The 24,816-nt window shown below is 53.3% G+C and carries 23 protein-coding genes; 8 read left to right on the plus strand and 15 right to left on the minus strand.

The annotated features are described in order from the left end of the window. Nucleotides 1-327 precede the first annotated feature (327 nt). The 5 genes from H6F67_RS27280 to H6F67_RS05060 form a co-directional block, all read right to left on the minus strand. Nucleotides 328-4,392, minus strand: coding sequence for an NPCBM/NEW2 domain-containing protein (locus H6F67_RS27280; protein WP_199304243.1), 4,065 nt, complete (start codon nt 4,390-4,392; stop codon nt 328-330). Between the two features lie 279 nt (nt 4,393-4,671). After that, complete coding sequence (locus tag H6F67_RS05045) at nt 4,672-5,058, minus strand: hypothetical protein (protein WP_190763949.1); 387 nt, start codon at nt 5,056-5,058, stop codon at nt 4,672-4,674. A gap of 505 nt (nt 5,059-5,563) precedes the next feature. Beyond that, on the minus strand, nt 5,564-6,508 hold the full coding sequence (locus H6F67_RS05050) for a lysylphosphatidylglycerol synthase domain-containing protein (protein WP_190763951.1): 945 nt from the start codon (nt 6,506-6,508) through the stop codon (nt 5,564-5,566). After that, nucleotides 6,505-8,256, minus strand: coding sequence for a bifunctional lysylphosphatidylglycerol flippase/synthetase MprF (locus H6F67_RS05055; protein ID WP_242020503.1), 1,752 nt, complete (start codon nt 8,254-8,256; stop codon nt 6,505-6,507). The genes H6F67_RS05050 and H6F67_RS05055 overlap by 4 nt, the downstream gene beginning before the upstream one ends. A 2-nt stretch (nt 8,257-8,258) precedes the next feature. Next, on the minus strand, nt 8,259-9,200 hold the full coding sequence (locus H6F67_RS05060; RefSeq protein ID WP_242020504.1) for an esterase family protein: 942 nt from the start codon (nt 9,198-9,200) through the stop codon (nt 8,259-8,261). A 191-nt stretch (nt 9,201-9,391) separates the two neighbouring features. On the opposite strand from H6F67_RS05060, the gene H6F67_RS05065 reads away from it, so the two are divergent. The 3 genes from H6F67_RS05065 (at nt 9,392) to H6F67_RS05075 (ending at nt 11,909) form a co-directional block, all read left to right on the plus strand. Further along, nucleotides 9,392-10,207, plus strand: coding sequence for an alpha/beta fold hydrolase (locus H6F67_RS05065; protein WP_190763953.1), 816 nt, complete (start codon nt 9,392-9,394; stop codon nt 10,205-10,207). Next, the gene (locus H6F67_RS05070; RefSeq protein WP_190763954.1) at nt 10,204-11,604 is read left to right on the plus strand and encodes a hypothetical protein; all 1,401 of its coding nucleotides are present in this window, start codon (nt 10,204-10,206) and stop codon (nt 11,602-11,604) included. Before H6F67_RS05065 ends, H6F67_RS05070 begins: the two co-directional genes overlap by 4 nt. A gap of 110 nt (nt 11,605-11,714) precedes the next feature. Continuing rightward, nucleotides 11,715-11,909 (plus strand): hypothetical protein, encoded by a 195-nt coding sequence (locus H6F67_RS05075; protein ID WP_190763957.1) that lies wholly within the window; start codon nt 11,715-11,717, stop codon nt 11,907-11,909. A 694-nt stretch (nt 11,910-12,603) separates the two neighbouring features. On the opposite strand, the gene H6F67_RS05080 is transcribed toward H6F67_RS05075, so the two are convergent. From H6F67_RS05080 to pgl, 4 genes are all read right to left on the minus strand, one after another. After that, on the minus strand, nt 12,604-13,305 hold the full coding sequence (locus H6F67_RS05080) for a lecithin retinol acyltransferase family protein (protein WP_190763959.1): 702 nt from the start codon (nt 13,303-13,305) through the stop codon (nt 12,604-12,606). A 23-nt stretch (nt 13,306-13,328) separates the two neighbouring features. After that, nucleotides 13,329-13,754: an FHA domain-containing protein gene (locus H6F67_RS05085; RefSeq protein ID WP_190763961.1), complete on the minus strand. Its 426-nt coding sequence runs from the start codon at nt 13,752-13,754 to the stop codon at nt 13,329-13,331. A 60-nt stretch (nt 13,755-13,814) separates the two neighbouring features. Then, nucleotides 13,815-14,552 (minus strand): FHA domain-containing protein, encoded by a 738-nt coding sequence (locus tag H6F67_RS05090; protein WP_190763963.1) that lies wholly within the window; start codon nt 14,550-14,552, stop codon nt 13,815-13,817. Between the two features lie 171 nt (nt 14,553-14,723). Beyond that, on the minus strand, nt 14,724-15,464 hold the full coding sequence (gene pgl / locus H6F67_RS05095) for a 6-phosphogluconolactonase (protein WP_190764025.1): 741 nt from the start codon (nt 15,462-15,464) through the stop codon (nt 14,724-14,726). Nucleotides 15,465-15,675: 211 nt separating this feature from the next. On the opposite strand from pgl, the gene H6F67_RS05100 reads away from it, so the two are divergent. The 4 genes from H6F67_RS05100 (at nt 15,676) to H6F67_RS05115 (ending at nt 19,157) form a co-directional block, all read left to right on the plus strand. Next, nucleotides 15,676-16,470: an HpsJ family protein gene (locus tag H6F67_RS05100; protein ID WP_190763965.1), complete on the plus strand. Its 795-nt coding sequence runs from the start codon at nt 15,676-15,678 to the stop codon at nt 16,468-16,470. A 13-nt stretch (nt 16,471-16,483) separates the two neighbouring features. Next, complete coding sequence (locus H6F67_RS05105; protein ID WP_190764027.1) at nt 16,484-17,347, plus strand: glycosyltransferase family 2 protein; 864 nt, start codon at nt 16,484-16,486, stop codon at nt 17,345-17,347. 95 nt (nt 17,348-17,442) lie between these two features. After that, nucleotides 17,443-17,730 (plus strand): ferredoxin, encoded by a 288-nt coding sequence (locus tag H6F67_RS05110; protein ID WP_190763967.1) that lies wholly within the window; start codon nt 17,443-17,445, stop codon nt 17,728-17,730. A 170-nt stretch (nt 17,731-17,900) separates the two neighbouring features. Continuing rightward, entirely contained in the window at nt 17,901-19,157 is a 1,257-nt protein-coding gene (locus H6F67_RS05115) for an OFA family MFS transporter (RefSeq protein WP_190763969.1), read from the plus strand. Between the two features lie 19 nt (nt 19,158-19,176). Here H6F67_RS05115 and nth read toward each other — a convergent pair whose 3' ends face one another. The 5 genes from nth to cobS form a co-directional block, all read right to left on the minus strand. Then, nucleotides 19,177-19,833, minus strand: a complete 657-nt coding sequence (gene nth, locus H6F67_RS05120) for an endonuclease III (protein ID WP_199304244.1) — start codon at nt 19,831-19,833, stop codon at nt 19,177-19,179. 42 nt (nt 19,834-19,875) lie between these two features. Further along, complete coding sequence (locus tag H6F67_RS05125; RefSeq protein ID WP_313926764.1) at nt 19,876-20,469, minus strand: tRNA isopentenyl-2-thiomethyl-A-37 hydroxylase MiaE; 594 nt, start codon at nt 20,467-20,469, stop codon at nt 19,876-19,878. A gap of 68 nt (nt 20,470-20,537) precedes the next feature. After that, entirely contained in the window at nt 20,538-21,185 is a 648-nt protein-coding gene (locus H6F67_RS05130; RefSeq protein WP_190763971.1) for a response regulator transcription factor, read from the minus strand. Between the two features lie 287 nt (nt 21,186-21,472). Next, entirely contained in the window at nt 21,473-21,940 is a 468-nt protein-coding gene (locus tag H6F67_RS05135) for a ferredoxin (protein WP_242020505.1), read from the minus strand. Between the two features lie 26 nt (nt 21,941-21,966). Beyond that, nucleotides 21,967-22,722, minus strand: a complete 756-nt coding sequence (gene cobS / locus H6F67_RS05140) for an adenosylcobinamide-GDP ribazoletransferase (protein WP_242020506.1) — start codon at nt 22,720-22,722, stop codon at nt 21,967-21,969. A 355-nt stretch (nt 22,723-23,077) separates the two neighbouring features. Between cobS and H6F67_RS05145 the strand changes: the two genes are divergently transcribed. Then, nucleotides 23,078-23,518, plus strand: coding sequence for a hypothetical protein (locus tag H6F67_RS05145; protein ID WP_190763974.1), 441 nt, complete (start codon nt 23,078-23,080; stop codon nt 23,516-23,518). Between the two features lie 117 nt (nt 23,519-23,635). Here the strand turns inward: H6F67_RS05145 and H6F67_RS05150 are convergent, their stop codons facing one another. Beyond that, entirely contained in the window at nt 23,636-24,610 is a 975-nt protein-coding gene (locus H6F67_RS05150; RefSeq protein ID WP_190763976.1) for a phosphoribulokinase, read from the minus strand. Nucleotides 24,611-24,816 lie beyond the last annotated feature (206 nt).

The following is a 24,816-nucleotide window of genomic DNA, read 5'->3' on the forward strand; positions in this document are numbered from 1 at the left end:
AATCGATCGGGAGCGATCGCAGGACAGCATTCAATCTTTCCGGCTAGAAAATAATGAAACCTAGCGCTGTCCATGTAGCAGCGCTAGGTCTTGAAGTTAGGACATGCTTTAACAGCTCTAGCAGGAGCGGTTTGGCTCCCTCCTTATTAAGGAGGGCGGGAGAGGATCATGCGGTCGGAACAACGCCCTAACTTTGGATTCCGATTAGCAGCTTAACTGCATTGAAGTGTTGGTGAGCAGAATGACTAGAAGTGAATCAAACACTTGAGTCAGTGATGAGTTTTCGCCCTCGCTAGATCTTCTGCCCATTCACACTTCAAGAATCAATTAAGCAGGTTCCCACCGTCCAACTTCACCACCATAAAGGCTGGCGTAGTATAGGTAGCCATCGGGTCCGGTTTCCATGTCAACGATGTATTGCAAGCTATCAACAACCTGAGTCGATCGAACGGTTCCATCCGCATTCAAGAACGTTGTATAGACCGTTCCTTGACCCACATCGTTGTAGAACAATGCACCGTTATACGCGGCAGGCAGCGTATTTCCGGTGTAGAAATCACCCATGATCCAAGCAGTCGCGCCAATTCCATCTGGGTTTTGAGCCGCATCATGGTTGCGAACCAGGAGCGGGGTGGTCGCTTGTCCATTGCGGTAGAAGTCTTCAGCTTGTGGCAAAGCTCTGTACCTGCTGTTTTGGAAAGCTCCTTCAAAGTACGGCCATCCGAAGTTTGCACCCCTTGTACCGACGTTGATTTCCTCCCATGTTGTCCAGCCCACGTCCGCGATATACGGAGTGCCTGTGCCCGGTTGGATGGTGAACCGGAAGGGATTACGCAATCCTGAATTCCAGACTTTCGAGCGGTTGCTGTCTGGATTGCCGTTAAAGAACGGATTATCTGACAAGCCGCGCCCCGTGAGCGGATCGATTCGCAGCAGCTTACCCGATAGGTTATCGACATCATGTACCCGAATGGTGCGCGCATCAACGCCGTTGTACGAAGTTCCATCACCAATTGAGACAAACAAAGAGCCATCGAGTCCAAATTTGATTTGTCCGATGCTGTGGCTGGTGCTGTCGCCTGAGATGTAGTCTCGAATGTTGTTGTTTCGATCGAAGTCACTGTCAGTGGACTGATAGTCTCGACCAATGTTGGCGCTGTCTGGATCTTCAATCAAAGATGCGGGTGCTGTGATGCTTGAGCCATTCACGATGCCCGACGGGAGAGTCGTGAAATTGGCCGTGCTGTCAACATCAGGACGGCTCGTGTACTGCCAAAGGCTGTTTCGACCCAGCAGGATGACTTCGCTGTTGGGCAGCGCTGTCGTGTAGTTCGTAGCTGGATTGGCCGTAACTCGAATCAGGCGACCCGGACGATTGCCGGATTCATCTGGAGCGGCCAGCCCGCTGCTGTTCTGCGTTTCGGGCGGATCGTAGGTGAACAGCAGGTAAACAAAATCTCGACCTCGGCCTTGTCCGAAGAAGGGATCGACTGCTAGCCCCAGCAAACCGCGATCGGCAACGTCATTCACTTGATACGAGATGTCAATGAAAGGAGTCGCCTGAAGCCCACCAGGTCCAGCCACCCTGACGACGCCTCCCTTCTGTGCAATAAACATCAGTTGACCGTTGGGCGACCAGTCAAACGTGGTGGGCTGATTAAGCCCGGTGAAGACTGATTCTCGACGGATGGTGTCGCCTGTTGGCGGTGGGGGCGGGGGTGGGGGGGGCGGCGCATCTCCAACGATCAGTTGTGCGTCTGCCCAGTTTGCGTGGTCAAAACTCAGACCGTCGCCCGCGTCGTTGACGATCAGCGTCAGGGATTGTCTACCGGAAACATCCACATTGACCAATCGGGTGGCACTGCTGCCAGTCATCACGCCGCTATCAAACAGCACTTCGCCATCCGCCACGACCTGAAAGACAACTGAGCCGTTCGGACCCACTCTATCATCCACGCCAACAGCGGCAGTAAATCGGTTATAGCCTCCTCCCAAGCTGTAGCTGATTCGTGAGTTGGAGTGAGCGCCCAAGCCTTTGCTGTAGACCGTGCCGTTGAGCGTCAGCGGACTGCCATCTCCAGGTGCGGCTTCCCCATTGCTTTCATCTCTTTCGACAGGTCCCCAACCGTTCGTTGCGGTTGTCCAAGGCAAATCGCTCAGATAGGTCGACGTTGCGGCAACTCGATCGCGAATGGCGATCGCCGAAGTTCGCGATGGGCCAAGGTCGGCTCCGCTCGGATTTTCAATCAGCAAACTGACACTGACATTGGTGCCTGCCACGCCATCATCTAGCGTTTGCACGGTGATGTTCTTCAGCGATTCTCCTGGCTCAAAGGTCAGGGTAGACGAAGGAATGGCAACGTAGTTGACGCCCGCGACGCCTGTTGTGTTGCCGCCCGCGTAGTAACTGATCGTTGCAGTGCCCGTCGTATCTCCTGTTCGCTGAATGGGAACGAGGACAGCACCGCCTTCTGTGACTTGGAAACTGTTGGTTCCCACCACGATCGTGGAGGCAACGTTGACCTGGAACGTTCCGAGTGAGAGATCGGCAGTGGTTCGGTTGCCCAGCGTATCGCGAACCGCTCCGGACAATAAGGTTGCCGTGTAGGTTCCCCGGTCATTCCAGTTCCAGATGCCATCCGCTGCGGTGAGCCGATAAGTCGCCGTGACGGAGTTGCTGTTTGTGGTGGGCGTGACGCTGACAAACTGGGCAAGCTGCGAGAAGCTGTCCGGACCAGTGACGCGAATATCCGCGCTATCGATCGTGGCGACGTTCACCGCCGAAGCATCCGCATAGGTCACGGTAAACGTGTAGGGAGCAGCAAGGCTCGCATTCAACGCGGAAGCCGCAAGCGTCGCGGTGGGCGCGATCGTTTCGGATGGTGTGGGTGTGGGCGTGGGTGTGGGTGTGGGCGTGGGTGTGGGTGTGGGCGTGGGCGTGCCGGAAGCAGGAATTAGCCGCGCTCCTGCCCAGTTGCCATGATCAAAACCAATACCGTTGCCGCCGTCGGTCACCACCAAGCGCAACGACTGTCGTCCCGTCAGGTCAAGATCGACTGTGCGAGTTGCTGTCGAACCGCGCATGAGGCCGCTGTCAAACAGCCGTGTGCCATCTGCCCACACTTGGAAGGCTATGCTGCCGTTGTCACCCATCGCATCGTCCACACCGATGTCAGAGATGAAGCGAGTGTAGTTGCCGCCGAGGGCGTAGGTGATGTCGGAATTGGCATGAACACCCAGACCGCTAGCATAGGTGACGCCATTGAGCGTGAGGACGCCGCCATCACCTGCGGCTTGTTCGCCATTGGCTCGATTGCGCTCCACAGGTCCCCAGCCGTTCGTCGCCGATGTCCAGTTGAGGCTGCTCAAAGCCACAGACGCTGATGGTGTGGGCGTGGGCGTGGGTGTGGGTGTGGGCGTGGGTGTGGGCGTGGGTGTGGGCGTGGGCGTGCCGGAAGCAGGAATTAGCCGCGCTCCTGCCCAGTTGCCATGATCAAAACCAATACCGTTGCCGCCGTCGGTCACCACCAAGCGCAACGACTGTCGTCCCGTCAGGTCAAGATCGACTGTGCGAGTTGCTGTCGAACCGCGCATGAGGCCGCTGTCAAACAGCCGTGTGCCATCTGCCCACACTTGGAAGACGACTCTGCCGTTGTCACCCACCGCATCGTCTACACCGATGTCAGAGATGAAGCGAGTGTAGTTGCCGCCGAGGGCGTAAGTGATGTCGGAATTGGCATGAACACCCAGACCGCTAGCATAGGTGACGCCATTGAGCGTGAGGACGCCGCCATCACCTGCGGCTTGTTCACCATTGGCTCGATTGCGCTCCACAGGTCCCCAGCCGTTCGTCGCCGATGTCCAGTTCAAAGTGCTCAGGTCAGGCAGTACTGCCTTGAATGCTTCGACTGCTGCAAGATCGATCGCCAGGCTAGATTCAATTTCACCCGTTTTGACTTCTAGATCCCAATCTCCCCCCAGTGAAGAATGGCCTGTGAAGTCATCAGAAGCAGCAACGTCGGCTCCAGTTAAATGACTGAAGTAGTTGACGAAATCAATTCCAGATTCACCAGCGGCAACATTGCATCCGTAGAAGAGCAAATCAGCATCTTCTGCTAGCGCCTTCGACCAGCTTGCTATCTCTTCAGTTCTGCCAGCGATCGCCTCTGCATCGTAACGAGTTTGCCCCAGCGTGAAACCACCTTCACGACCATGAGAAACAATGTGAAGACTGCTGATATTGGCTTTTTGAGCCAGTGTATCCGTGATTTGAGTAATCGCGTCTCGACGGGGATCAAGAAGAACGATATCTGAACGAGGATTGATCGCAGCTATCAAGCTTTGCTCGTCTGCGATTCCAGAATCAATAAATACAATTGAAGATGAACTCATTTCGATGGGTTTCCTGATACTAATACGTGAATTAGACAAACGAAAACCAGGCGATCGAAATCGATCGCGCACTAAAGCGAATTCTCAAGCTGACCTGTGCTCAGCTTGTTTGCATCAGGTCTTTTTATATGCTCGTATTATAAAATTCGCTTTTACTTTTGCTGACTCTTGACTTGTTTTGTTACTTATTCTTTCGTTACTTATCCTGTTGATTTTTGATCCCTGTTGGTGCTAAGTAATTGTGAAAGAATAGAAACAATTTTGGGGCACAAATCTCCTTTAGAAGTCAGCCAGATTGCTGGCAAGCTTGGGCGAATGACGATGAGCCATGTGAGGCATCAGAAGCGTCGATATGCGCCGAATTTTTGGCAGGTAGCTCAATAAAGTCTCGACAGCAAGCGGATCGCAAGCAAAATCGCTTTCGCGATTATTGGCACGATGACTCGCTCGATCGCTCACCAAAGCGCTAGCCAAAACTTGACGCTCATCCACCGCAGCGATCGCGGTAAGATTGAGAGCTTGACCTGAATGATGAAGCGCTTGGGACGTTTTTGCAGCAGCAGAAATACAACTGATTGTCTGGCTTGAGAAATCAAAAACAGAAAAGCTAAGCCAATCGGAAAGCGCGTTACCGCTGTTGGGCAAGCGAATGAAGCGAGGGTTCATGCTGTTTCGCGTAGAGTCGCTGCCAACTGCAATCAGATGGCGACACTTCAGCCAACCTACCTTCAGCAAAACTGAGATTTGATAAACAAGTTGTGCAAAAACGCTGCTATGGCTCACTGGCAATATTGCAGTAGCAACTTCCGCAGGTTTACGAATAGAAGCTATGGCGTTTGTAGCGCAACGGGGGCGATCGTTTAGGTTACTCATCAAGACACCTGGCAGTGCACACAATCGGACTTGATTTATCTCTAATACAGAGACAATTTATTATAGTGGGAGAATTTACGGAGATTCTATGAGGTTTTTACCCTTAAGACACGCTGTTTTAAAAAGATTTCGTGAACTAACCGCTTACTTTTCAGAAACTTGGTAAAGCTGCAACGATCGATCGCTTGAACTGTGCGCGAACCTGTCGATAGAATTAATAAAAACTTAATAAATTCTCCGCTTCTTTTGCGCTAATAGAGATTTCAAAACAAAGATTGATTCAGTGAAATCGATCGCTTTAACTGCGCTTCACAATCATTCGCGTCCGCAGCTCATAGCCGCCAAGCAGCAGCGTCGCGATCGCCAGCGGCAGCAAATAATAAATGCCTCGGTAGGCAATCAGCGAGCCGAACAGCGCAGGCGTGGAAATCGAGTGCGACAGCATCAAAATCACGACCGTTTCAAACACACCCAGCCCGCCGGGAACATTGCTGATCACGCCAGCAATTTGCGCTAGCAGGAAAATTCCCAAGTAGCTGCTGTAGGTAGGCGAGACGGGCAACAGCACATAGAGAACCGAGGCGGCCAGCGACCAGTCCACAGCAGCAACAGCAATTTGGGCGATCGCTAGCTGGATGGGGACATGCGGCAAAGTGAAGCGACCGAGCCGAATCGGTCTACGGCTGACCAGATTCCACAACAGATAGACCGCAATGATCGCGACAAATAAAACGCCGATCGATCGTGCCGATCGCAGCGGCAAATTTAGCGTGGCAGGAATCGGTGGCGGCAAAATTGTGAAAACGCCGCCCGCAACAGCAAACAGTCCCAGCCAAAAACTGAGCGAACTAAACGCGATGATTCGGGCAATCTGCATGGCAGACAGTCCCCAAGCGCTGTAGAGCCGATAGCGAATGGCACTGCCGCTGAGCAGCGCAAAGCCAACGCTGTTGCCCACAGCCGTACTGATTCCCGACACCAGTGCGGTTTGTCGATAAGGCAGTGGATGGCGAACGTAGCGCACGGCGATCGAATCATAAGTGGCAATTGCAACATAGTTCAGCTTGGTCAGCGTCAGGGCGAGCAGCAGTTTGGCAGCGGGGAGCGATCGCAAGCTTTGCAGCAGGTCGAATCGTTGATAGTGCTGTAGCTCCTGGTGCAGTGCCCAAATCGACAAAGCAAACAAGCCGATTCCCAGCAGGGCAGGCAGGACAGCAGCAAGACGACTGGCGGATTTGTTCATGATCCAGGTTTGAAATAGTCTAGGAGGCGATCGCCAGAATCAGCGCGAACCAGCGCGATCGCCACGTCCGGCAGCGCAACCAGATTGGGAAAAATCAGATAGCGCGGTTCCCAGCGGGGATGAAATTTGTCTTTGTAGCTGTGCAGTCCCTGAAAGTTATAGAACTGGTTGAGGTGATTGTAGAGGTAGTGAATTCCTCGTTCGAGGCGGCGCGATTTTGCCGTTTCCCCGACGCCCGACAGTGCCGACAGGCCGAGGTTGAACCCGTCGTATCCCTGCTGTTTGTAGTGTTGAAACAGCGAGAGGAAGAGAAAATCCATCGTGCCGTTTTCAATTTCTTGGCGACGGCGCATCAGGTCGATCGTGATGTCGTTCAGTTGATATTCGGAGATGAGGTTGGCAAACGCGCTGACCTGGCCTGTGGGCGTTCGGATCAAAGCAACCTCGCAGTTTCGCAAATAGTCGTCGTCAAACCAGCCGATCGAAAACTTCTTCTCTGACCCGCTGACCATTTGCAGCCACTCGTCACTGACCGATCGCAACTCGCGCAGCAGTTCACCCGAAATTGGCGGCTCCTGTAGCTCAAAGCGAAATCCAGCTTTGGTGAGCTTGTTGATCGCCGTTCGCAGATTGCGTCCTGCCTTTCCTTCGAGCGTAAAAGTTTTGAGATCGACGATCGCTTCTTCGCCAATTTGCAGCGTGTCAAGGCCGAGCGATCGATACAGCGGCACATCGTCCGGCAAGGTTTGATAAAAAGCGGGGTACCAATCGTTGCGGGCGCAAAATTCGCGAAAGCCGATGATCGCTTCTTGGCGATCGTCTGCTGGCCCAATTGGATCGCCCAGTGCGATCGCGCCGCGCCCCTTTGCCACATAGCCAATCACGCTGCGGCCAGACGGACTGAAGTAATACGCTTTGTCGTCAAACAGCAAAAATCGAGCGAGGGACGATCGCCCATACTGCTCAACAATCGCCTGAACGCGCTGACGTTCGGTTACTGTCGGCTGCGATCGCACCAAAACGGGACGCAAAATCATCAGCACGGCATAGGCGATCGTGACGGTTCCGATGATGTAGATCGAGTCGGCAAAAAATCGTCCAAAGCGCGTTGTCGGCTGCAATCCCGCTTGATCGTCGGTGAAGAACATCGCCAAAGTTTGACCGATCGCATCCGTTAAGCTGAAATTGATCGAGTATTGGCGATCGAGCAGGTAAAAGCCGATCGTGCCGTAGGCCAGCGTAAACAGCAGCGCTGCGATGAACGCGCGAATGCCCTGCGCGATCGAGGGGCGATCGGACTGAGCGGTAAACAGATCGCGCATCCACCAAAGCTGCACCAGCAACATTGCCGACAGCAAGCCTTCCTCATAGTCCAGCCCTTTGAGCAAATGGCTGACCAGCGAAACCAGCAGCAGTGCGATCGCCAGCAGCCAAGCGACGCGCTTACGCCTGAGCAGATTCGCGGCCAGCGTCAGCAGCAAAAAGCCGCTAATTGCTGCAAATAAATGTCCGCCCGCCCGCACCTCAAACGGATAAAACTGCCGCAGCCAGCGGACGCGATCGCCCAAGCTCGGCGTAACGGCAGAAAGCAAATTCACCACGCCGACGATCGCCGTCAGCAGTGCCACCATCCCCAGTTGAATGCGTGTTGCGCGAGAAGTGATCACGTATGGAACCTCGTTGCGATCGGGCTTGTTCAAATCGCGAATTTCGATCGAGCATTCGCTTTTTTGCCAATCGATTGACAACTTTAGTTTTGCATTCGCTGCTTGAACTGTTCGCCAACATAAGTTAAAGAATCGTTGAGATGTTTGTGGAAATAATTCCAGCCGATGTCTGCGCCCGATAATCCATGTCCGCCTGGAAAAATGTTGAACTCGTTTGGAATATCAAGCTGATTTAACCGCTGGTGAAACTGCTGCGTTGAAGCAACAAAATCGGTATCGTTGCGTCCCGCATCCAGATAAATTCGCACTTGCTGAAGCTGCTGCGGTGGCAACTGCCCGATAAAAGTTTGAGGGCTATTTTGCGCTCCGCTGTTATCTGTGAAATAACCGCTGTGGCTAAACATGACGCTGAAGTGATTCAGATGCCGCAAGCCAATATTCAACGCACCCCAACCGCCTGAAGAAATGCCGCCGATCGCCCAAAACTGCGGAGATTCCATTGTGCGATAGCGCGATTTCACCACCTGCACCAGTTCCGACCCGATCAGCGTTCCCACCTTGCCATTTTCTCCGTCGAAATATTGCGGATCAAACAGCGGACTCGACCCGCGATCGTCGTTGCCATCCGGCGTAATCACGATCGAAGGTGGCAGCTTATCGCTGTGGTAAAGCTGGTCAAGAAGCGGCACGATGCCATACTTATCGGCATAGGCACGGGCGTCATCATGTCCACCGTGCAGCAGAAAAATCACCGGATAGCGGCGATCGAGATGCTGAGCATATCCGGGTGGCAAAATCACGCCGTATTGCCGCTGCGTTCCCATTGCTTGACTGTTGAAACTTTGAAGCTGAAAGCGCAATCCATCCGGCAGTTGCACTTCGGCAGCAGGTGCATCAAGCTGTGGCGCACCTTCAACAAAAACGTACCAATAAGCAAAGGCAAATAAAGCAGCGATCGTCCCAGTGGTAATCAAAATAATTGTGCGAATCATGTTTTGTTTCTTCAGGTGAATCGATCGAGCCATAATGATTTGCTCTTAATTTCTAAAATGTTGAACTTACTATTGCAGGTGGATTTGTCAAACCAATGTCGGCAAAATGTCAGTCGCATGGAGCGCAATGTTTAGACACATATCCGCGCTCAATCTTCACAGCGCTGTCATCAGCGCGACATATTTTTCTTCTAAAGTTTGAATGACGAGCGCGATCGCCCTCTATGCCGCAAGATCTTTTAGCCGGGAACGCAATTCACCTGCGCCGAAGCACCATTTTTCAGGTCGCTTATCATCCAGGCGCATCACCTGCTTTGGTGTTTTTGCATGGCGGCTTGGGCAATCGGTTTAACTGGCGCTGGCAGTATGAATTTGCGATCGCCCAGGGTTGGGAAGCACTCGCTTACGATTTGGCCGGACATGGACAATCGCCGCCCTACCCGCGCTATTCGATCGGGCGACACTGCCGCGATCTCAGCCGACTGCTCGATCGCTACTCAATTCACGCTCCGGTCTTGTGCTGCCACAGCTACGGCGTACCGATCGGCCTGGAGTGGGCACAGCGAAATGAGGTTTGCGCTCTTGTTCTGATTGCAGGCGGCACGCATAATCTTGATCCTTGGTGGGAAGTGCCTGCGATGAAGCTGCTCACCTGGGGCGGACGGCATCTCTATCGCCTGCCTGCCATTCAGCAATTGACCCGCAAGCTGTCGAGTTCCCATTCGCATCAGCGGCTCGATCGCTTTTTTGCCGAATCTCCCGTTCCGCATGAAGAACAGCCCTATCGCGCTCTGGAAATCTTTTGGGGCTACAACTTCTTCGATCGACACGGAAATCCGCACTTTAAGGATGTGCCGACTTTGGTGATTAGCGGCGGTGAAGATTCGACGTTTAATGCCGAAATGGGCGCAGAACTCGCCTCGCACTTTCACCACAGCCGCCACCTGCACATCTCCACAGGCGGACATTTGCTGATGGCTGAGTTGCCCGAACAGGTGAACAACGCCATCGCCCAGCTTGTCAAGAGCATATCCCGGTGAAGCTTCGCAGGCTCATCCTGACTGCGGGTGCAGTGTTCAGCCTCGTGCTGCTGATGCAAATTGTTCTGCTACAAGGAACGCGATCGAGCAGGCAGGCGATCGTACCCGTTGCCCAACCGCAGCCTACCTGCACAGGCATTCCGTTTCCGCAAAGCCAAACAGATGTATCGGCAGCATTTCAAGCCGCAGCGGGCGTTCAGGTTAAACAAATCACCAGCACTGCGGGCGGCAATGTGCTGTCGTACTATGACATCCAACTGTTTTCGCCGCAGACTGGACAGTTGATGTACAACGCGATCGAGCCGCAACCAGAACGCAATAAAGAATCGATCGTCTCCCGTCTACGAGTTTGGTTCAATGGCAAAATCGCTGACCCACCGGGGATCAAGAAAAACAGCATTTGGCAAATTGTCAGCGCCAATCTTGACGGCAGCGGAGCGCGATCGATCCTGACGCGCATTCCGCCTTCAGAATCTTCAGCGCGATTTGACCTCAGCTATGACGGAAAGTTCGTCAGCTATTTGCGGCTGAACAATGCGCCGGATGCAGGCTGGGATCTGTACGGCTTTTCGCTGGCCGACTGTCGCGAACGGCGGATCACGCAGCAGCAGTGGTCAGCACAAACGCCCAGGCTGAAAACTTCGCCCGCCACTTGGGACGCAGCAGCGAAGAAGTATCTGATTGCCTTTTCGATCGACAACGCCCTCTACCTCGTCTATCAGGACGGCATTGCCCCCAATGGCCAATCTGCCCCGCAGCAAATTCCGCTGGGCGATTCCGAAAACGCCAACTCGTTCCACCGCATCCGCCTCAATCCGCGCTTTCCCCACATTCTTTTGTATCGCCGCAATCCGGCAGCGGGCGATCGCGACGACCCCTCGGACAACATCTGGGTGTCCGACTGGACAAAAGCGCCGATCGCCCAGCAGTGGTTCAACAAAAACGACGCGCCGCACTCGATCTGGACGCCTGATGGTTTGCGCGTAGGCATCGATCGCATTTGGACGGAATACACGATCGTGCAGCCGGACGGAACGCTGATTCCAAATTTGACTCCCGCTTCTGTGCAGTCGCGGCAAATTGGGCCGTTTGGCAAAGGCGATTCTAACTACGCCAGCGTGTTTTACGGCAGCTATTCGCCAGATGGTCGCGAGATTGCGATCGCCACTCAGCCCGAAGCCCACGCAGGCGGCAAAATTTGGCTGATGAATGCCGAAACCGGAGCCGTCCGCTATCTGACTGAGGCGTTGTCCTTGGGACCAGTGGAGACCGGACAGCCGCGCCTCGGATTTTTCAACGGCAACCGGGGAATTGCCTTCAGCAGCGATCGCAGTTGGGGAAAATCCACTTCCGCCCCGCCGCAAATCTACACGATTACGGAACTTCCCGATGTCTAACTGCTTTGCCATTGATGAATACTTGAAACTGACAAACGATGACACTACAGCGATACACGATCGACACATTCAACTGATAGATTTCTAAGCGTTCCAGTTCAGAGGTTTTGATGAAAAACGCTACAACCAATCAAACCGCTTCCATTGAGATCAACTCAAATTCTGCGATCGCTCCACACTCGTCAGAACATCCCGGTACGCTGCATCTCACGCATCCTCACGATCCGCTTTTGCTGAACGAATTGATTCCCTCTGATGCGGCTTACTGTGATGCCATGCAGGACTATATGAGCCGTCATATTTAAGGAGAGAACAACTGCATTGAGTGCGATCGCCAATCTTTTAGCAGCAAACGTGACCAGAGCTAAAGCAAAAGGCGATCGCGCTCAATTTCATGTCTGGAAGCAGCGGAAAGCTGAATCGATCGCCTCCAGAAGTTCAACACGCAGGGCTAGATCGCCTGTCTGTTCTGAAGTTGAGCGCAGCGAATCAGAAATACAACGAACTGTCACGCCGATTATTGCCATAAATCAAATTGTGTAAAACTTGGTAAAGTCGGTGTGTTGCTCCATGCGAGAACTGCTAGTTTATCAATAGGCGCAAGAGAAAAGATTCAACTCCAAATTTTCTCGGCCTAGAGCCTGCGCCTCCTGCTCAGAGCCGAACACAACATCTAGTTTCTGTTAGCTATCTACCTTGAAAGTAATGCGATCGCTATCCGTCTAGACTCTTTTTTCAGGCGTAATCGCAATTACGAAAGTATAGTCTCCTACAGAGATTTCGGTTAACTGGAAATTAGTCGTGTTGTGCGTTTGATGTCCACCTTAGTTGTGATATTTCGATCGTTCGATTCGCTACGTTTGTCCGATCAACTGGTTCAATTTCACTTCATTTATCTTCCACATTGAACCAAATAGTCACTTCTATCGAGGTCTAGCAAATCGCTAGACCTTTAGTTTTTTCTTTTTGTTCTGAAGCGTCGTGTTTGAGGCAGTTGAGCTAAAGAGAGCGAGTGAGTTTGCGATCGATCACGCTGCGGTTTTGCTCTAGCGATCGCTGCATCGTGTCAAGCTGATCAAGCTGCATCTTGAAATCATCAGCGGCTTTTTGAAAGCGCACCTTCCGCTCTAAAGCTGCCCGCGCCAAATCTTCGCGATTTTGCTTCAGAGCAAGCTGGGCGACGCGCTGCCAAGTGTTCACATCCTGCATCGCCTGGTCATACTGCGGCTGAAGATGGCTGCGGGCATAGGTGATATTGTGAACGGCCTGATCGAACGATTGCACGGCAGCGATCGGATCTCCGGTTTCAGCCGCTTCTGCAATCAGCGGTGGAGCACTTTCGCCGCCGACGCCGCCGACGCCCAAGCCAAAATCGGCCAGTTGCTGACATTCGTTGCGTCCGGTTTTGCACCAGGTGGCAAAGTGTTCGCAGTTGTTGGTGAGCAAATTGTAGTTTTGCTCACCCAGGCGGCTTTCGGCACGCTCAATGACAATATCGGGAATGTAGGAAACGGGATGATGTTTCACAAATATCTGTCTGCCCATCGCGAATTCTGCGATCGAGGTGCGGGCGATCATCGCTGTGTCGGTTTTACGAAAGTGAATCACCGTGCCATCACCGCAGTCGATGCCGTGATGCTCATAGATGCCAGAAAGTCCCGCAAACGGTCGCAGAACGTAGATTTGATCGCCTCGTGCCATTATGGGGTATTAGGTTATCGGCATTAAGAAGGATTCCAGGGCAGATCGACTTCGGGCGGCTGGACGGTGATATCGGTGTCCATGCTGGTGTCGGGACGTTCGCTCACGGTGCGATCGCCTGCCAGCGCATCTTCCTTGAGCGCTTCTGAGCCAATGCGAATCCGCAAATTCGGCCCGCTGCGGGCGAGGCGAATGACTGCACCATCCACAATTTCCACCTGTGTCACTCGCTTGCCGTCCAGATAGGTGCCGTTTGTTCCCAGATTGACGACTTCCCAGCTCTTGCCTGTCCGTCGCAGTTCCACGTGATGCCGCGACACCACTGCACTGTAGAGAATCACTTGATTGTCAGTCGATCGCCCGATGCGGATGATCGACTCATGCTCTTGGAAATTCCAGTGCTGAAGTGCAATCTGCTTGAGCGGATGCAAAAGTGTCAGGGTAATCACATTACTGAAAAGGAATCAAAGTAAGCACGGCGATGGGTCAATGAACCGTCCGAAAAAGCACTAGCTTTGGAACAAAAACGTGACGCGATCGCCTTTTCCGAGGGCAATGCGATCGCCCGCCCGCAGACGATGACGATTACCCATCGGCAAAGGCGCGTTGTTGATGTAGGTTCCATTTGAACTACCCACGTCTTCGATGTAGTAAATGCCGCCTTCAACGCGAATATCCGCATGAATGCGCGACACAATTTCGGAATCCGGAAATCCCGACACATCCACATCGGGCGGAATGCGATCGTTCGGTTTGCCAATGTGAATAACGGCCAAATTTCCCGGCAGTTCGATCGTCGTGTTGGTTTGCACGTGCAGCAGCCGCGCAGTGGGAACCTGAAGCTGCGTGCGATTGGCAGGCGTTGCAGCAACATCCGGCGGCGCAAGTGGCGACGCGATCGAATCGGGTGCAACTGGGTCGGGCGCAGCGGAGTGAGGCGCGATCGCCGGATCAGGATGGTTCACAGGTTCACTGCCGATCGGCATTGGGTCAGGGGACACCAGCGGATCGGGCGAAACCAAATCGGGAATGTCTAAATCTGGTGCAGGAGATTCACCAACGGCAGTTGCAGGAACCGGAGCAACCGTTCGTAAGTTGGTGCCACACTGTCCGCAAAAGCTCGCATCTGCCTGCACCGCAGCGCCGCAGTTCGAGCAGGTTGTCATCGCGGGCAGCGGCGTATAGCAAGCTTCACACTGAACTGCACCATCAGGATTTTGGTGATTGCAATTTGGACAAACAATCATACCGGAGTTGCCTTTGCTTGACCGTTGAGGAAATGAATCAAGAAACAGTTTGAACCATAGACCGATCGCGCCGCACTGCGCCAGCAAGAATGTTCAAGTCGATGCTTTTCATTCTAGTCTGCCCAGTTTAAGCGATCGCAAGCGGTCGGTATCCAATTCTACAGGGGGATGCTATGAGATTTCGCTGTGAGGAAATGCAAAATCTTCACCAGCAGCAGCATCCAGCAGCCAAATCAGTTCGCCTTGCGGCTGAATCATTCGCGCCGGATAGGTATTGTGATCCGCTTCGGGCGCGAAAATATGAGCCAGTGCCGATTGCTTGCTAGCGCCACTCACCAAAAAAACAATGCAGCGAGCCGAATTAATCAGCGGCACGGTGAACGTAAGGCGCGGCTGACCGTCCTTGTTGCCGACCGTGATCAGGCGATCGCACACCTGCAAGGCATCCGTGTGGGGAAACAGCGAAGCCGTATGTGCATCGTCGCCAATGCCCAGTAGGACAACATCAATTGCCGGAAATTCTCCCGGCTGCGTTTGAAAAAAATCTTGAAGCTGGCGATCGAATTTTTGCGCTGCCACAGCCGGATCGAGTTCATCCGTCGGCATCGGGTGAATATTGACAATCGGAATCGCGACGCGATCGAGCCATGCCTGCCGCGCCATGCCTTCATTGCTATCCGGATGCTCGGGTGGCACATAGCGCTCATCACCCCAAAACACATGCACCTTTTCCCAAGGCCAATCTTGCTGCGCGATCGCTTCATACAAAGGCTTGGGCGTACTGCCGCCCGAAAGTGCGATCGTAAACAGGTCACGCTCAGCGAGCGCTTCATCCAGCTTGGCCTGCACCAGCTTTAACGCTCGATTGACCAAAGCTGCTTTGTCGGGCAGCACTTCCACCATCGGCGACATCTCCATCCCCCCCACACTTTCATCACCGTCAGTCTAGCGACTTTGCTCAATCTCGGTTCGCTTCCCGACAAAAATCGCGTAGACTTTTGGATTGGGTGTTGGGTGTCGGGAACAGGTGTCGGCACTCAGCCAGACAAAGCGCAGTCATTCGTCAAAGCTGTAATCGTTTCGCTGCCCGACACCCGACCCTCGATATCCGACACCCCTCATCATGAAAGCACCCAGCCCGCAACTGACTACTCCGCTCGTCTCTCGATCGCTCAAAACCGTTGGCGTCATCATGATTTTGGCGGCGCTGCTGGATATTGCGATCTTGCTGTTTCCGTTTCAGCCCTCCGATCGCCCCTGGCTGATTGCCACTGCCGACCAAATTGCCAATCGCGGCATTGTGCCCTTGATGGGCATTGTTCTGATATTTCTGGGCTACTGGGTGGATAGCGTGGCGAGCGTTCCGACCGAGCCGCGATCGTCTCTGCAAGATCTGCGCTTTTGGGCATCGCTGCTGGCAAGTTTGCTGGGATTGATTTTTTTGCTCATGGCGTTTTTGCATCCCAACAATGTCCGCCTCAACTACAGCGCGGCGCTAGAGCAAATTAACGAAGAGTCTTCGCAGTTTCAAACGCAGCAAACCAACCGCCTCACCGGAGAACTTGCTCAGCAGCGGGCAGTCCTCGATCGCCTGATTGCCGCCAACGACGAACAGTTAAACCAAGCCATTCAGGGCGGCGTGATTCGTCAAGAAGAAGCCGATCGCATCCGCCAGTTCAAAGAAAATCCCGACTCACTCCAGCCGTTTCTTCAGCAGCGCGAAACCGACCTGCGTAATCAGCTTCAAACGCAGGTCGGCGTTCGCCGCGAACAAGCCCAGCGCACTGCTCGCACCGCCTCACTCAAATCTGGTCTGAGCACCGGACTGAGCAGTCTCCTTTTGGCGATCGGCTTTAGCATTGTCGGCTGGTCAGGCTTGCGATCGATCGGCGAAATTGGCGGACGGCGATCGATCTAACTGCCGCCAGCCCATGATCTCGATCTACATCCTCACTTACAACGAAGAACTTGACATTGCCGCCTGCATTGAGTCGGCGTTGCTTTCAGATGATGTGGTGGTGCTGGATTCGTTCAGCAGCGATCGCACGATCGAGATCGCGCAGCAATATCCAGTGCGAATTGTGCAGCATGTGTTTGAAAGTCATGGACGCCAGCGAACCTGGATGCTGCAAACCGTTCCGCCTCGTCACGAGTGGATCTACATTCTGGAAGCAGATGAGCGCATGACACCCGAACTGTTTGCTGAGTGCGTGCAGTCCGCTCAGAGCGAGCAGCACTGCGGCTACTATGTGGCAGAGCGCGTTCTGTTCATGAATCGCTGGATTCGGCGCAGTACGCAATTTCCCCGCTATCAGTTGCGCTTACTCCAGCATGGGCAGGTGTGGTTTAGCGATTACGGCCATGCTGAACGTGAAGTTTGTACAGGCACAACCGGATTTTTACGCGAAACCTATCCGCACTACACCTGTAGCAAAGGCTTGAGCCGCTGGATTGACAAACACAACCGCTACTCCACTGATGAAGCAGTTGAAACGCTCAAGCAGCTTGAAGCGGGCAGCATCAACTGGCGCAATTTGATTTTTGGCAAAACAGAGATCGATCGCCGCCGCGCCCTGAAAGATTTATCGCTGCGGATGCCGCTGCGTCCGATCGTCCGCTTTGTCTATATGTACTTCATCCTCGGTGGGTGGCTGGATGGACGTGCAGGCTTTACCTGGTGTACGCTTCAGGCATTTTATGAGTACCTAATTTTGCTCAAAATGTGGGAACTGCGGCAGTCGATCGCGACTCAACCCGCCATTGAGATGACAGAAAAAACCGCATCGAAAAATTAAACCATCTCTTCCGCCGCTCTCCCCGTATGCAAGATCTCGCGTCTCGATCCTGATCCCCGACGCTAGCATGAAAGCAGTCTGCCCAGAAAGCTCACGTGGCCTGCAAAACCGTTTTAGTTTGTCAAAATCGCACCTGTCGTCGTCAGGGAGCCGCCCAAGTGCTTCAAGCGTTTTCCGCTCAAGTGGATGCAGCCATTGAAGTGCGATCGAGCAGTTGCTTGGGACAGTGTGGCAATGGGCCGATGGTGCTGGTGCTGCCCGACCAAGTTTGGTACAGCGCTGTGCAGCCGATCGAAGTGACGATTGTTGTCGATCGGCATTTGCACCACGATCAGCCTGTCTGCAACCTGCTTTACCGCAAGTTTCATCCGCCGTCGCTCTAGCGAAATGCCTGTTCGGTCAGAAATTGAAGATCGAGTGCTCAATCTTGTCTTTCAAGGAGCAAAAATCCACCAATTTATAGGAGTATAGAATTATATCTTTGCTTGATTGAATCATGATTGACTTCAATCAATATGGATATTAGAAATTACCCTATCAATGCATCTCACTCATGAGTGACACCACCTTGTTTGGTCTGCCCGCTGAGCGGGGCAGATGGTTTTTAATTCCGCTAGGAATTATCGTTTTGCTATGTTTGGGCACGGCTTATTCGTGGAGCATTTTTGTCAGTCCTGTGCGTGAATCGCTGGGCGTGGGGGCAACGGAAGCGCTATTGCCGTTTACCACGCTGCTGGTCGTTTTTTCAATTCTGATGCCGATTACGGGATTTTACATTGAGCGGTTTGGATCGCGATCGATCACAGCGGTTGGTGCGATCGTGATGGGTATTGGCTACACCGCTTCCGGCTTTGTCAACAACATTCCGATGCTGGTTTTGACTTATGGTGTGGTTGCAGGTGCAGGAGTGGGAATCGTTTACGGCGTGCCGCTGGCCGTTGTCGCCAAGTGGTTTCCCGATCGCAAAGGTCTAGCGGTTGGCACAACAGTGATCGGCTTTGGCTTGTCGCCGCTGGTGACGGCTCCGCTCGCCCGCAATTTGATTGCTGCTAACGGTGCGGACGGCTGGAAACCGACTTTGGTGACGCTGGGCATTGCCTTCACGCTGATTATGCTGGCGATCGCGACCGTGCTGAAACTGCCGCCGATTGATTGGCAGCCGCAAGGCTGGACGCCTGCTGCCCGCAGTTCGCTTCCCGCAACGGCCAGCGTTCCGATGCTGCAAACGCGCACGTTCTACGGCCTGTGGACTTGCTTCATCATCGGTACATTTGTCGGTCTAGCGGCGATCGGAATTGCCAGTCCGGTCGCGCAGGAAATTGTGAAGCTCGATGCCGGAATTGCCGCTTGGACAGTTTCACTGTTTGCCATTTTCAACGGTGCGGGTCGTCCGTTTTTCGGCTGGGTGGCCGATCGATTCTCGCCCAAAAATGCCGCGATCGCCTGCTACGTTCTTGTGATTGTTGCCTCGTTTATGATGTTGAGCGTCCGCGAAGGCAGCACGTTCACCTACCTGCTCGCATTCTGTCTGATTACCTTTTCGCTTGGCGGCTGGCTGGCAATCGCACCTACATCCACGCTAATTTTGTTTCGATCGGCAGACTATGCCAAGAACTACGGCATCGTGTTTACAGCCTTTGGCATGGGCGCTCTGTTGGGAACATTGACAGCCGGACGGATTCGCGATTTGTTTGGCAGCTTCACCTCGTTCTTTTACGTTTCGGCGGCACTGGCAGCGATCGGCATTGTCTTGGCAGTCTTCACGCTCAAGCGCAGTCCGCTGATCACATCCGAACCCGAACTGAGTTAGGAATCGTCTAGCGCACCATCTAATCTTGCACGCCGCGCTGCTCGCAAATGTCCTGAAGCGGACAAACTGGGCAGCGCGGTTTTGTGCCGAGGCAAATATGCTTACCAAACGGCACCAGCAGCCCATTGATCTCGACATGATAGGCGGACGGCAGTTTTGCTTCGAGCGCAGCCAGCGTTTGTTCGGGCGATCGCGTTTCCACATAGCCCCAGCGATTCGTGACGCGATGCACGTGAATATCCACGCTGATATAGGGCTGATCGCAGGCAATTCCCAGCGCCAAATGCGCGCACTTCGGTCCCACGCCTTTAAGCGCGAGCAGCGTCGAGCGATCGCAGGGCAGTTCGCCGCCATGCTCTGCTAAGGCAACTTGCGCGATCGCCAAAATTTGCTTCGCCTTTGCATCGGCATAGGTGCTGTCGCGAATCACCGCTTCAATTTGCGCTACCGAAAGCTCAGCGATTTCAGCAGGCGTGCGGGCGCGATCGAACAAGTGACGCGCCACCACCAGCGACGTTTCATCGCGAGTCCGAATCGACAAAATGCAAGCGATGACCTGCTCAAACAGCGATCGATATCCCTCCTCGGCCAAGGCAAACATCGCCGCCTGCGGATAAGGTTTCACGGCCTCGCGCACCAAGGCGATCGCCTCATCAATCTCAAACTTTCGCTTCACAAGCGCCCCCTGCTGCCTTTCAATTCCTCATCCCCGACATTCCTAACTGTGAATGCGCGGTTCCGGATGCAGCGTTGCCAGCAGTTCGCTTTCAATTGCAGCCAGTTCGCTCAGCCGCAATTCGACCGTTGCGCGATCGAAATCCGTTGTCGCCAACGTCCAGTAGATGCCATAGTGCCGCGCTTCCGACACCATCAGGCCGCGATAAAACTGTGCTAATTCTGGTTCTGGGCAGTGTTCCGCCAGCAAGCCCAATCGTTCATGACTGCGAGCTTCGATTAGACCGGATACCAAAAGCGAGTCGAGCAGTCGATCGGGTTCTTGGCGGCGAATTTGCTTTTTCAGTTCTGCTGCATAAGGAGGAGCCGACAGCGGAGCGAGCGCAATGCCTTTGCGCTCGAGCCACTGATTCACCTGCTCAAAATGCTCTAGTTCTTCCTGTGCGACAGTGGTCAGCGTCCGTACCAGCTTTGCGCTCGACGGATAGCGAAAAATCAAGTTTAAAGCAACGCCCGCTGCCTTTCGCTCACAGTGCGAATGGTCAAGCAAAATCGTATCCAAATGCTCGATCGCCTGCTCCACCCAAGCCGACGAACTAGGCTGCTGAAGAAACTTAATTTTCGCAGGCGCAATCACAGGCAGCTTCGATCAAAAGAACGCTCCTCTAGCCTACAACCATTTCATCCCTCATCCGTCATCCCTTCCTAAGCCATGCTGTTCTCCAACGCCCACCGTGCCAATTCTGTCCGGTTGTGCAGTCCGGTTTTGCCCAGCATGTTGCTGACGTGGCTTTCGATCGTGCGCTGGCTGACGTTGAGTTCGTCGGCAATTTCGCGGTTTGCCATGCCGCGAGCGACAAAATGCACGACGCGCAGTTCGGTCGGCGTCAGTTCCACATCAAATGGCACCTGAATTTTTGGCCCGCTGTCCACACCTTTGCTTTGATGCTGAATTAGGCGCGACGCCTGCTTCAGCGATGATTCGACTTGCGCTACGAGTTCTTCCGGCTCAAACGGCTTCACCATGTAGACATCTGCCCCGGTGTTCAAGCCCTTCACGCGGTCTTGGCTTTGGCCTTTGGCTGAGAGAAACAGGACGGGAATCCAACTGGTGCGATTGTCTTTGCGGACATGCTCCACCAGCGAATAGCCGTCCATTTCCGGCATCATCACATCGCAAATGATCATGTCTGGCGTTTCTTTTTCCAAAATTTCGAGGGCTTCTCGACCATTTTCTGCCGTGATCACCTCGTATCCTCGAAATTCTAGATAGTCTTTGACTAGCAGAATCAAGTTTGGATCGTCGTCGATCAACAGGAGTTGCTTATGATCGCCTGCGCTTGTTTCCTTCATGCTCTCTACCCGTAATGCCTACGACAGAAAAGATTTTTGGTGCGAACGACTCAGTACTTCTACAGGCCACTGAATGCGATTACGCATCTATGATGCCCTGTTTACCGTCGATCGCAACAAAACCGCCTCAAACCGAAAGAGAAATCAACTGTACGAGGATGCCGACCTGATGAAAGTGAAGAGCGATTCGATCGAGACCACATCAGCAAAGCCTTTGCGCCATTCTAACCCCGTGATTATATCGTCAGATCTTCAAGAAGAACAAAATTCCTCGACCCCGATCGGCGCTAATTTGCAGGCTGCACAGACTGCTCTGCCATTTCTGCTTCCGCAATTTCAACAGGTATTGTGGCTTCTGCGGGTATCAACATTAACGGCTGAATACAAAACGCATATTCCTGAACAATTTGATTGCCAATTAAATGCTGCTGAATAATTTGTTCAATCACGTCAGGCGTGGCCGATCGATACCACACGCCATCCGGATAAACCAGCAAAATTGGCCCGTTTTGACATACCCGCAAACAGTTCGCTTTGGTGCGAAACACAAACTGGGGTCGATCGATCGTTGGCGCATCCAGCCCCAATTCCTTCAAACGGCGTTTCAAATAGTCCCAAGCTATCAAACTATCCGCCTTATCGCAGCATTTCGGCAAGGTTTGATCGGCACAAATCAACACATGCCGACCAATTGAATTGAGCGACAGCGATTTAACGCTCGCCGTTAGCAAATCAAGATTTTCAGAAACAGTCATCCCATCAAAAAACGCTTCATTGCATCTCATCCTACCGAACTTGCCACCCCGGTCATCGCCACCAAAAAGAGCGCTTCCGTCCATTCTACCGTTGCGCCATACGTATCTCCCGTATGCCCGCCGATCGCATCATTTAGCACGGCTCCCACCCCAACCGCAATTCCGCTACCCAACATGGCCGCTGCACTCCACAGCCAGCGATCGCTCCATCCCACCAGCCCACACAAACTCAGCAGCAATCCTAAACTCGGCCAGGTATCGCGGTTTGACTGAATCGCTGCTTTGTGAAACGCGCCTTTGCCCGTCGCCTTGAGATAGGGATAGCGAGCGATCGCCATCTGCTGTCCCCAGCGTCCCCACCCACAGGCCAACAGCAAAATCCAACCCCGCCCGCTGTGCAAATCGCTCAAAGCAGCAATTTTCAGGGCTACAATCGCCACCGCCGCCATCACGCCAAACGCACCCGCCGCGCTATCCGCCATCACCTCCAGGCGCCGTTCCGCATCTGGAACCGCCATGCCATCTGCCGTGTCGATCGCTCCGTCCAAATGCAATCCGCCTGTAATCGCTATCCAAACCAAGATCACAATCGCGCTTCGCGTCAAATTTGGCAGCATCACCGCCAGCAGTCCATCGATCGCCGCCAGCATTCCGCCAATCAGCAACCCGACAATCGGCGCAAATTTAGCCACTGCCTCAAAATCTCCCAGCCACGCCGCAGGCACAGGCAGGCGTGTGTAAAAGACGATCGCCGCCGCCAAATTTCTCAAAAAGCTGGTCATCGTTTGCATCGATCCAGACAATTGCTTACACATCTTCCTTAAGATAGAGATCAGCCGATTGGCTGAATGATCACCGCCGATGAATCGCGATAATGAAAGCTTACTCAGCTTCGATCGCTCCAAAGGCAGGCTTGAACAAATCCATCCAGTCCGCTCTGAATACCTGAGATACCATGAACGGATGGCTACAGTTCCTGCACGATCGCCAGATGTCCCGCAACCAAATGTCCCGAAATCGCTGTCCATGCACGGCATAGTAGGTTACTTGCTCATTCGCTGCCGCTCGTTCAGCAGTCCCAATTAAGCGTTTTTATTCGGGTCGCGATCGCGGCCTGCTTGCTTCGACTCTCCTGATATGACTCACAACTCCAGCTTCGGAAACCATCTACCCTCGCCCTGCATTGTCGATGCAGGCATTTTGGTCAACAAGTGCGACATGCAGCGCTTGCTGAGCGATCTCAATCGCGTCCGCTACATTTATCAGCAAGACGACCAGCTTTTGAGCGCAGGCGAAGGCCAGGTGATGGATGTCTTCGCCGATCCGCAGCAGTCCACGATCGTCGCCAACCAAACGCTCTACCTCAATGTTTGCAGCTTCGACTATCTACAGATCGGCAACTTTGAAGAAAAACCCTGCTTTGACTTGATCCAAGACAGTCGGCAACTGCGGCTCATTCCTCTCACGACGCCGCTGCAAGACTCTACTCACCGCATCAGTACGGCAACGCTAGAAGCCGTCGTTGCAGAAGTGCTGTCGGCTAACTGGGACATGCGCCTAGACGACGAAGAATTTTAGCCGTTGCACAGTGATTGCAGAAATTTGGGATGAGGGCAGTTCGCTAACCACCCTCAAGGCAGAAACAACCGCTCATCAATTCGCTTATCAACCTAAAGCGTGCAGCTCGATCGCTGATCAGCTAGCTTCGATCGCGACTGCCCCATCCACATTTTGATCAACCCCTGCCGCCTTGATCATGTGATAGGTAATCAGCAGTTGGGTAATCGCCAGCGGGTAGCTTTGCAGAATTTCGCCCGTCGTCCCAGTCACTTTGCCAATGCTGTCGCCAGAATCATAATTGCAAAACTGCCCCAGATGGGGAACTTCGTTGCAAAATAGCCGCTCCAACTGACGCACTTGCTCACGAGTCGCATGACCGTCCACTTCCAGCAAATCAACAGGCTTGCCCATGTCGCGATCGAGGACTAAGCGCACAGGCGAATCCTGATGATTATCATCCGACTGAATCATGTCCGTAAAGTCGGGATGTTCGATCGTCGGTCGCAGCACCAGCTTCACGTTCAACAGCAAATCGCTCTGCTTCGGCTCTCCTTCTGACGGATAAAAGCTGACAACCACATCTGCCCACTGCCGCTGCGGGCGAATATATGCTTCAGAATCTGATTCGCGCTTGCGGATTTGGTCTAGTACCTGCTCGGTCGTGTAGCCCCGCTTGCTCGTATCCCGCTTCACCTTCCACCCGTGTCGCAGCGCTTCAGGTGGCGCAAGATAAACTTTCACATCATAGCTGTCCCGCGCCCGCCGAGTCGAATAGCCTAGCAGTCCTTCGACGATGACAAAGCGACTCGGTTTGATATACTCTGGCGGATCAAATTGTCCGGTCTTGTGATTATAAATCGGTTTCAAAATCGGCTGACCGTCGCGCAGCAAGCCCAAGTGCTGCTCCACAATATCGAGATAGTTGCAGTCAGGATGCAGCGCGGAAATGCCAAGTTCGGCTCGCTGTTGGCGATCGAATCGGTGATAGTCATCTGTACAAATCACCGTCACGTTTTCTTCGCCCAAAACCTGAGCAATCCCTCTGGTCAGCGTTGTTTTTCCAGCCGCGCTGTCGCCAACAATACCAAGAATAATCGGACGCTGAGTCATAATATTCCTCAAGTCGATGAGTGGACGTGGGCTAGCGAAAGCCTTGCAACGAAGCGATTGCCACTCAACCTCTCGCGCCAGCCTTAAAGTTTAGTCTTCAGATAATACCACTGCAAAGACATCGCTCTCACAAAGCGCATGATTTCTATACGACTGCTATCAAAGGCGATCGAAACTGCTAGCAAATTTCGATCAACGTTTTAAGC

This window comes from Microcoleus sp. FACHB-1515 (assembly GCF_014696105.1).
In the GTDB taxonomy this organism is placed as follows: Bacteria; Cyanobacteriota; Cyanobacteriia; order Elainellales; family Elainellaceae; genus JAAUTJ01.

What these genes read in the sequence shown, in the direction of transcription:
- H6F67_RS05145 (WP_190763974.1), top strand. Translation starts at nt 23,078, where the DNA reads ATGACTCACAACTCCAGCTTCGGAAACCATCTACCCTCGCCCTGCATT.
- H6F67_RS27280 (WP_199304243.1), bottom strand. Translation starts at nt 4,392, where the DNA reads ATGAGTTCATCTTCAATTGTATTTATTGATTCTGGAATCGCAGACGAG.
- H6F67_RS05045 (WP_190763949.1), bottom strand. Translation starts at nt 5,058, where the DNA reads ATGAACCCTCGCTTCATTCGCTTGCCCAACAGCGGTAACGCGCTTTCC.
- H6F67_RS05150 (WP_190763976.1), bottom strand. Translation starts at nt 24,610, where the DNA reads ATGACTCAGCGTCCGATTATTCTTGGTATTGTTGGCGACAGCGCGGCT.
- H6F67_RS05060 (WP_242020504.1), bottom strand. Translation starts at nt 9,200, where the DNA reads ATGGCTCGATCGATTCACCTGAAGAAACAAAACATGATTCGCACAATT.
- H6F67_RS05105 (WP_190764027.1), top strand. Translation starts at nt 16,484, where the DNA reads ATGATCTCGATCTACATCCTCACTTACAACGAAGAACTTGACATTGCC.
- H6F67_RS05065 (WP_190763953.1), top strand. Translation starts at nt 9,392, where the DNA reads ATGCCGCAAGATCTTTTAGCCGGGAACGCAATTCACCTGCGCCGAAGC.
- H6F67_RS05050 (WP_190763951.1), bottom strand. Translation starts at nt 6,508, where the DNA reads ATGAACAAATCCGCCAGTCGTCTTGCTGCTGTCCTGCCTGCCCTGCTG.
- H6F67_RS05130 (WP_190763971.1), bottom strand. Translation starts at nt 21,185, where the DNA reads ATGAAGGAAACAAGCGCAGGCGATCATAAGCAACTCCTGTTGATCGAC.
- H6F67_RS05090 (WP_190763963.1), bottom strand. Translation starts at nt 14,552, where the DNA reads ATGATTGTTTGTCCAAATTGCAATCACCAAAATCCTGATGGTGCAGTT.
- H6F67_RS05100 (WP_190763965.1), top strand. Translation starts at nt 15,676, where the DNA reads ATGAAAGCACCCAGCCCGCAACTGACTACTCCGCTCGTCTCTCGATCG.
- cobS (WP_242020506.1), bottom strand. Translation starts at nt 22,722, where the DNA reads ATGACCAGCTTTTTGAGAAATTTGGCGGCGGCGATCGTCTTTTACACA.
- H6F67_RS05135 (WP_242020505.1), bottom strand. Translation starts at nt 21,940, where the DNA reads ATGACTGTTTCTGAAAATCTTGATTTGCTAACGGCGAGCGTTAAATCG.
- H6F67_RS05075 (WP_190763957.1), top strand. Translation starts at nt 11,715, where the DNA reads ATGAAAAACGCTACAACCAATCAAACCGCTTCCATTGAGATCAACTCA.
- pgl (WP_190764025.1), bottom strand. Translation starts at nt 15,464, where the DNA reads ATGTCGCCGATGGTGGAAGTGCTGCCCGACAAAGCAGCTTTGGTCAAT.
- H6F67_RS05080 (WP_190763959.1), bottom strand. Translation starts at nt 13,305, where the DNA reads ATGGCACGAGGCGATCAAATCTACGTTCTGCGACCGTTTGCGGGACTT.
- H6F67_RS05115 (WP_190763969.1), top strand. Translation starts at nt 17,901, where the DNA reads ATGAGTGACACCACCTTGTTTGGTCTGCCCGCTGAGCGGGGCAGATGG.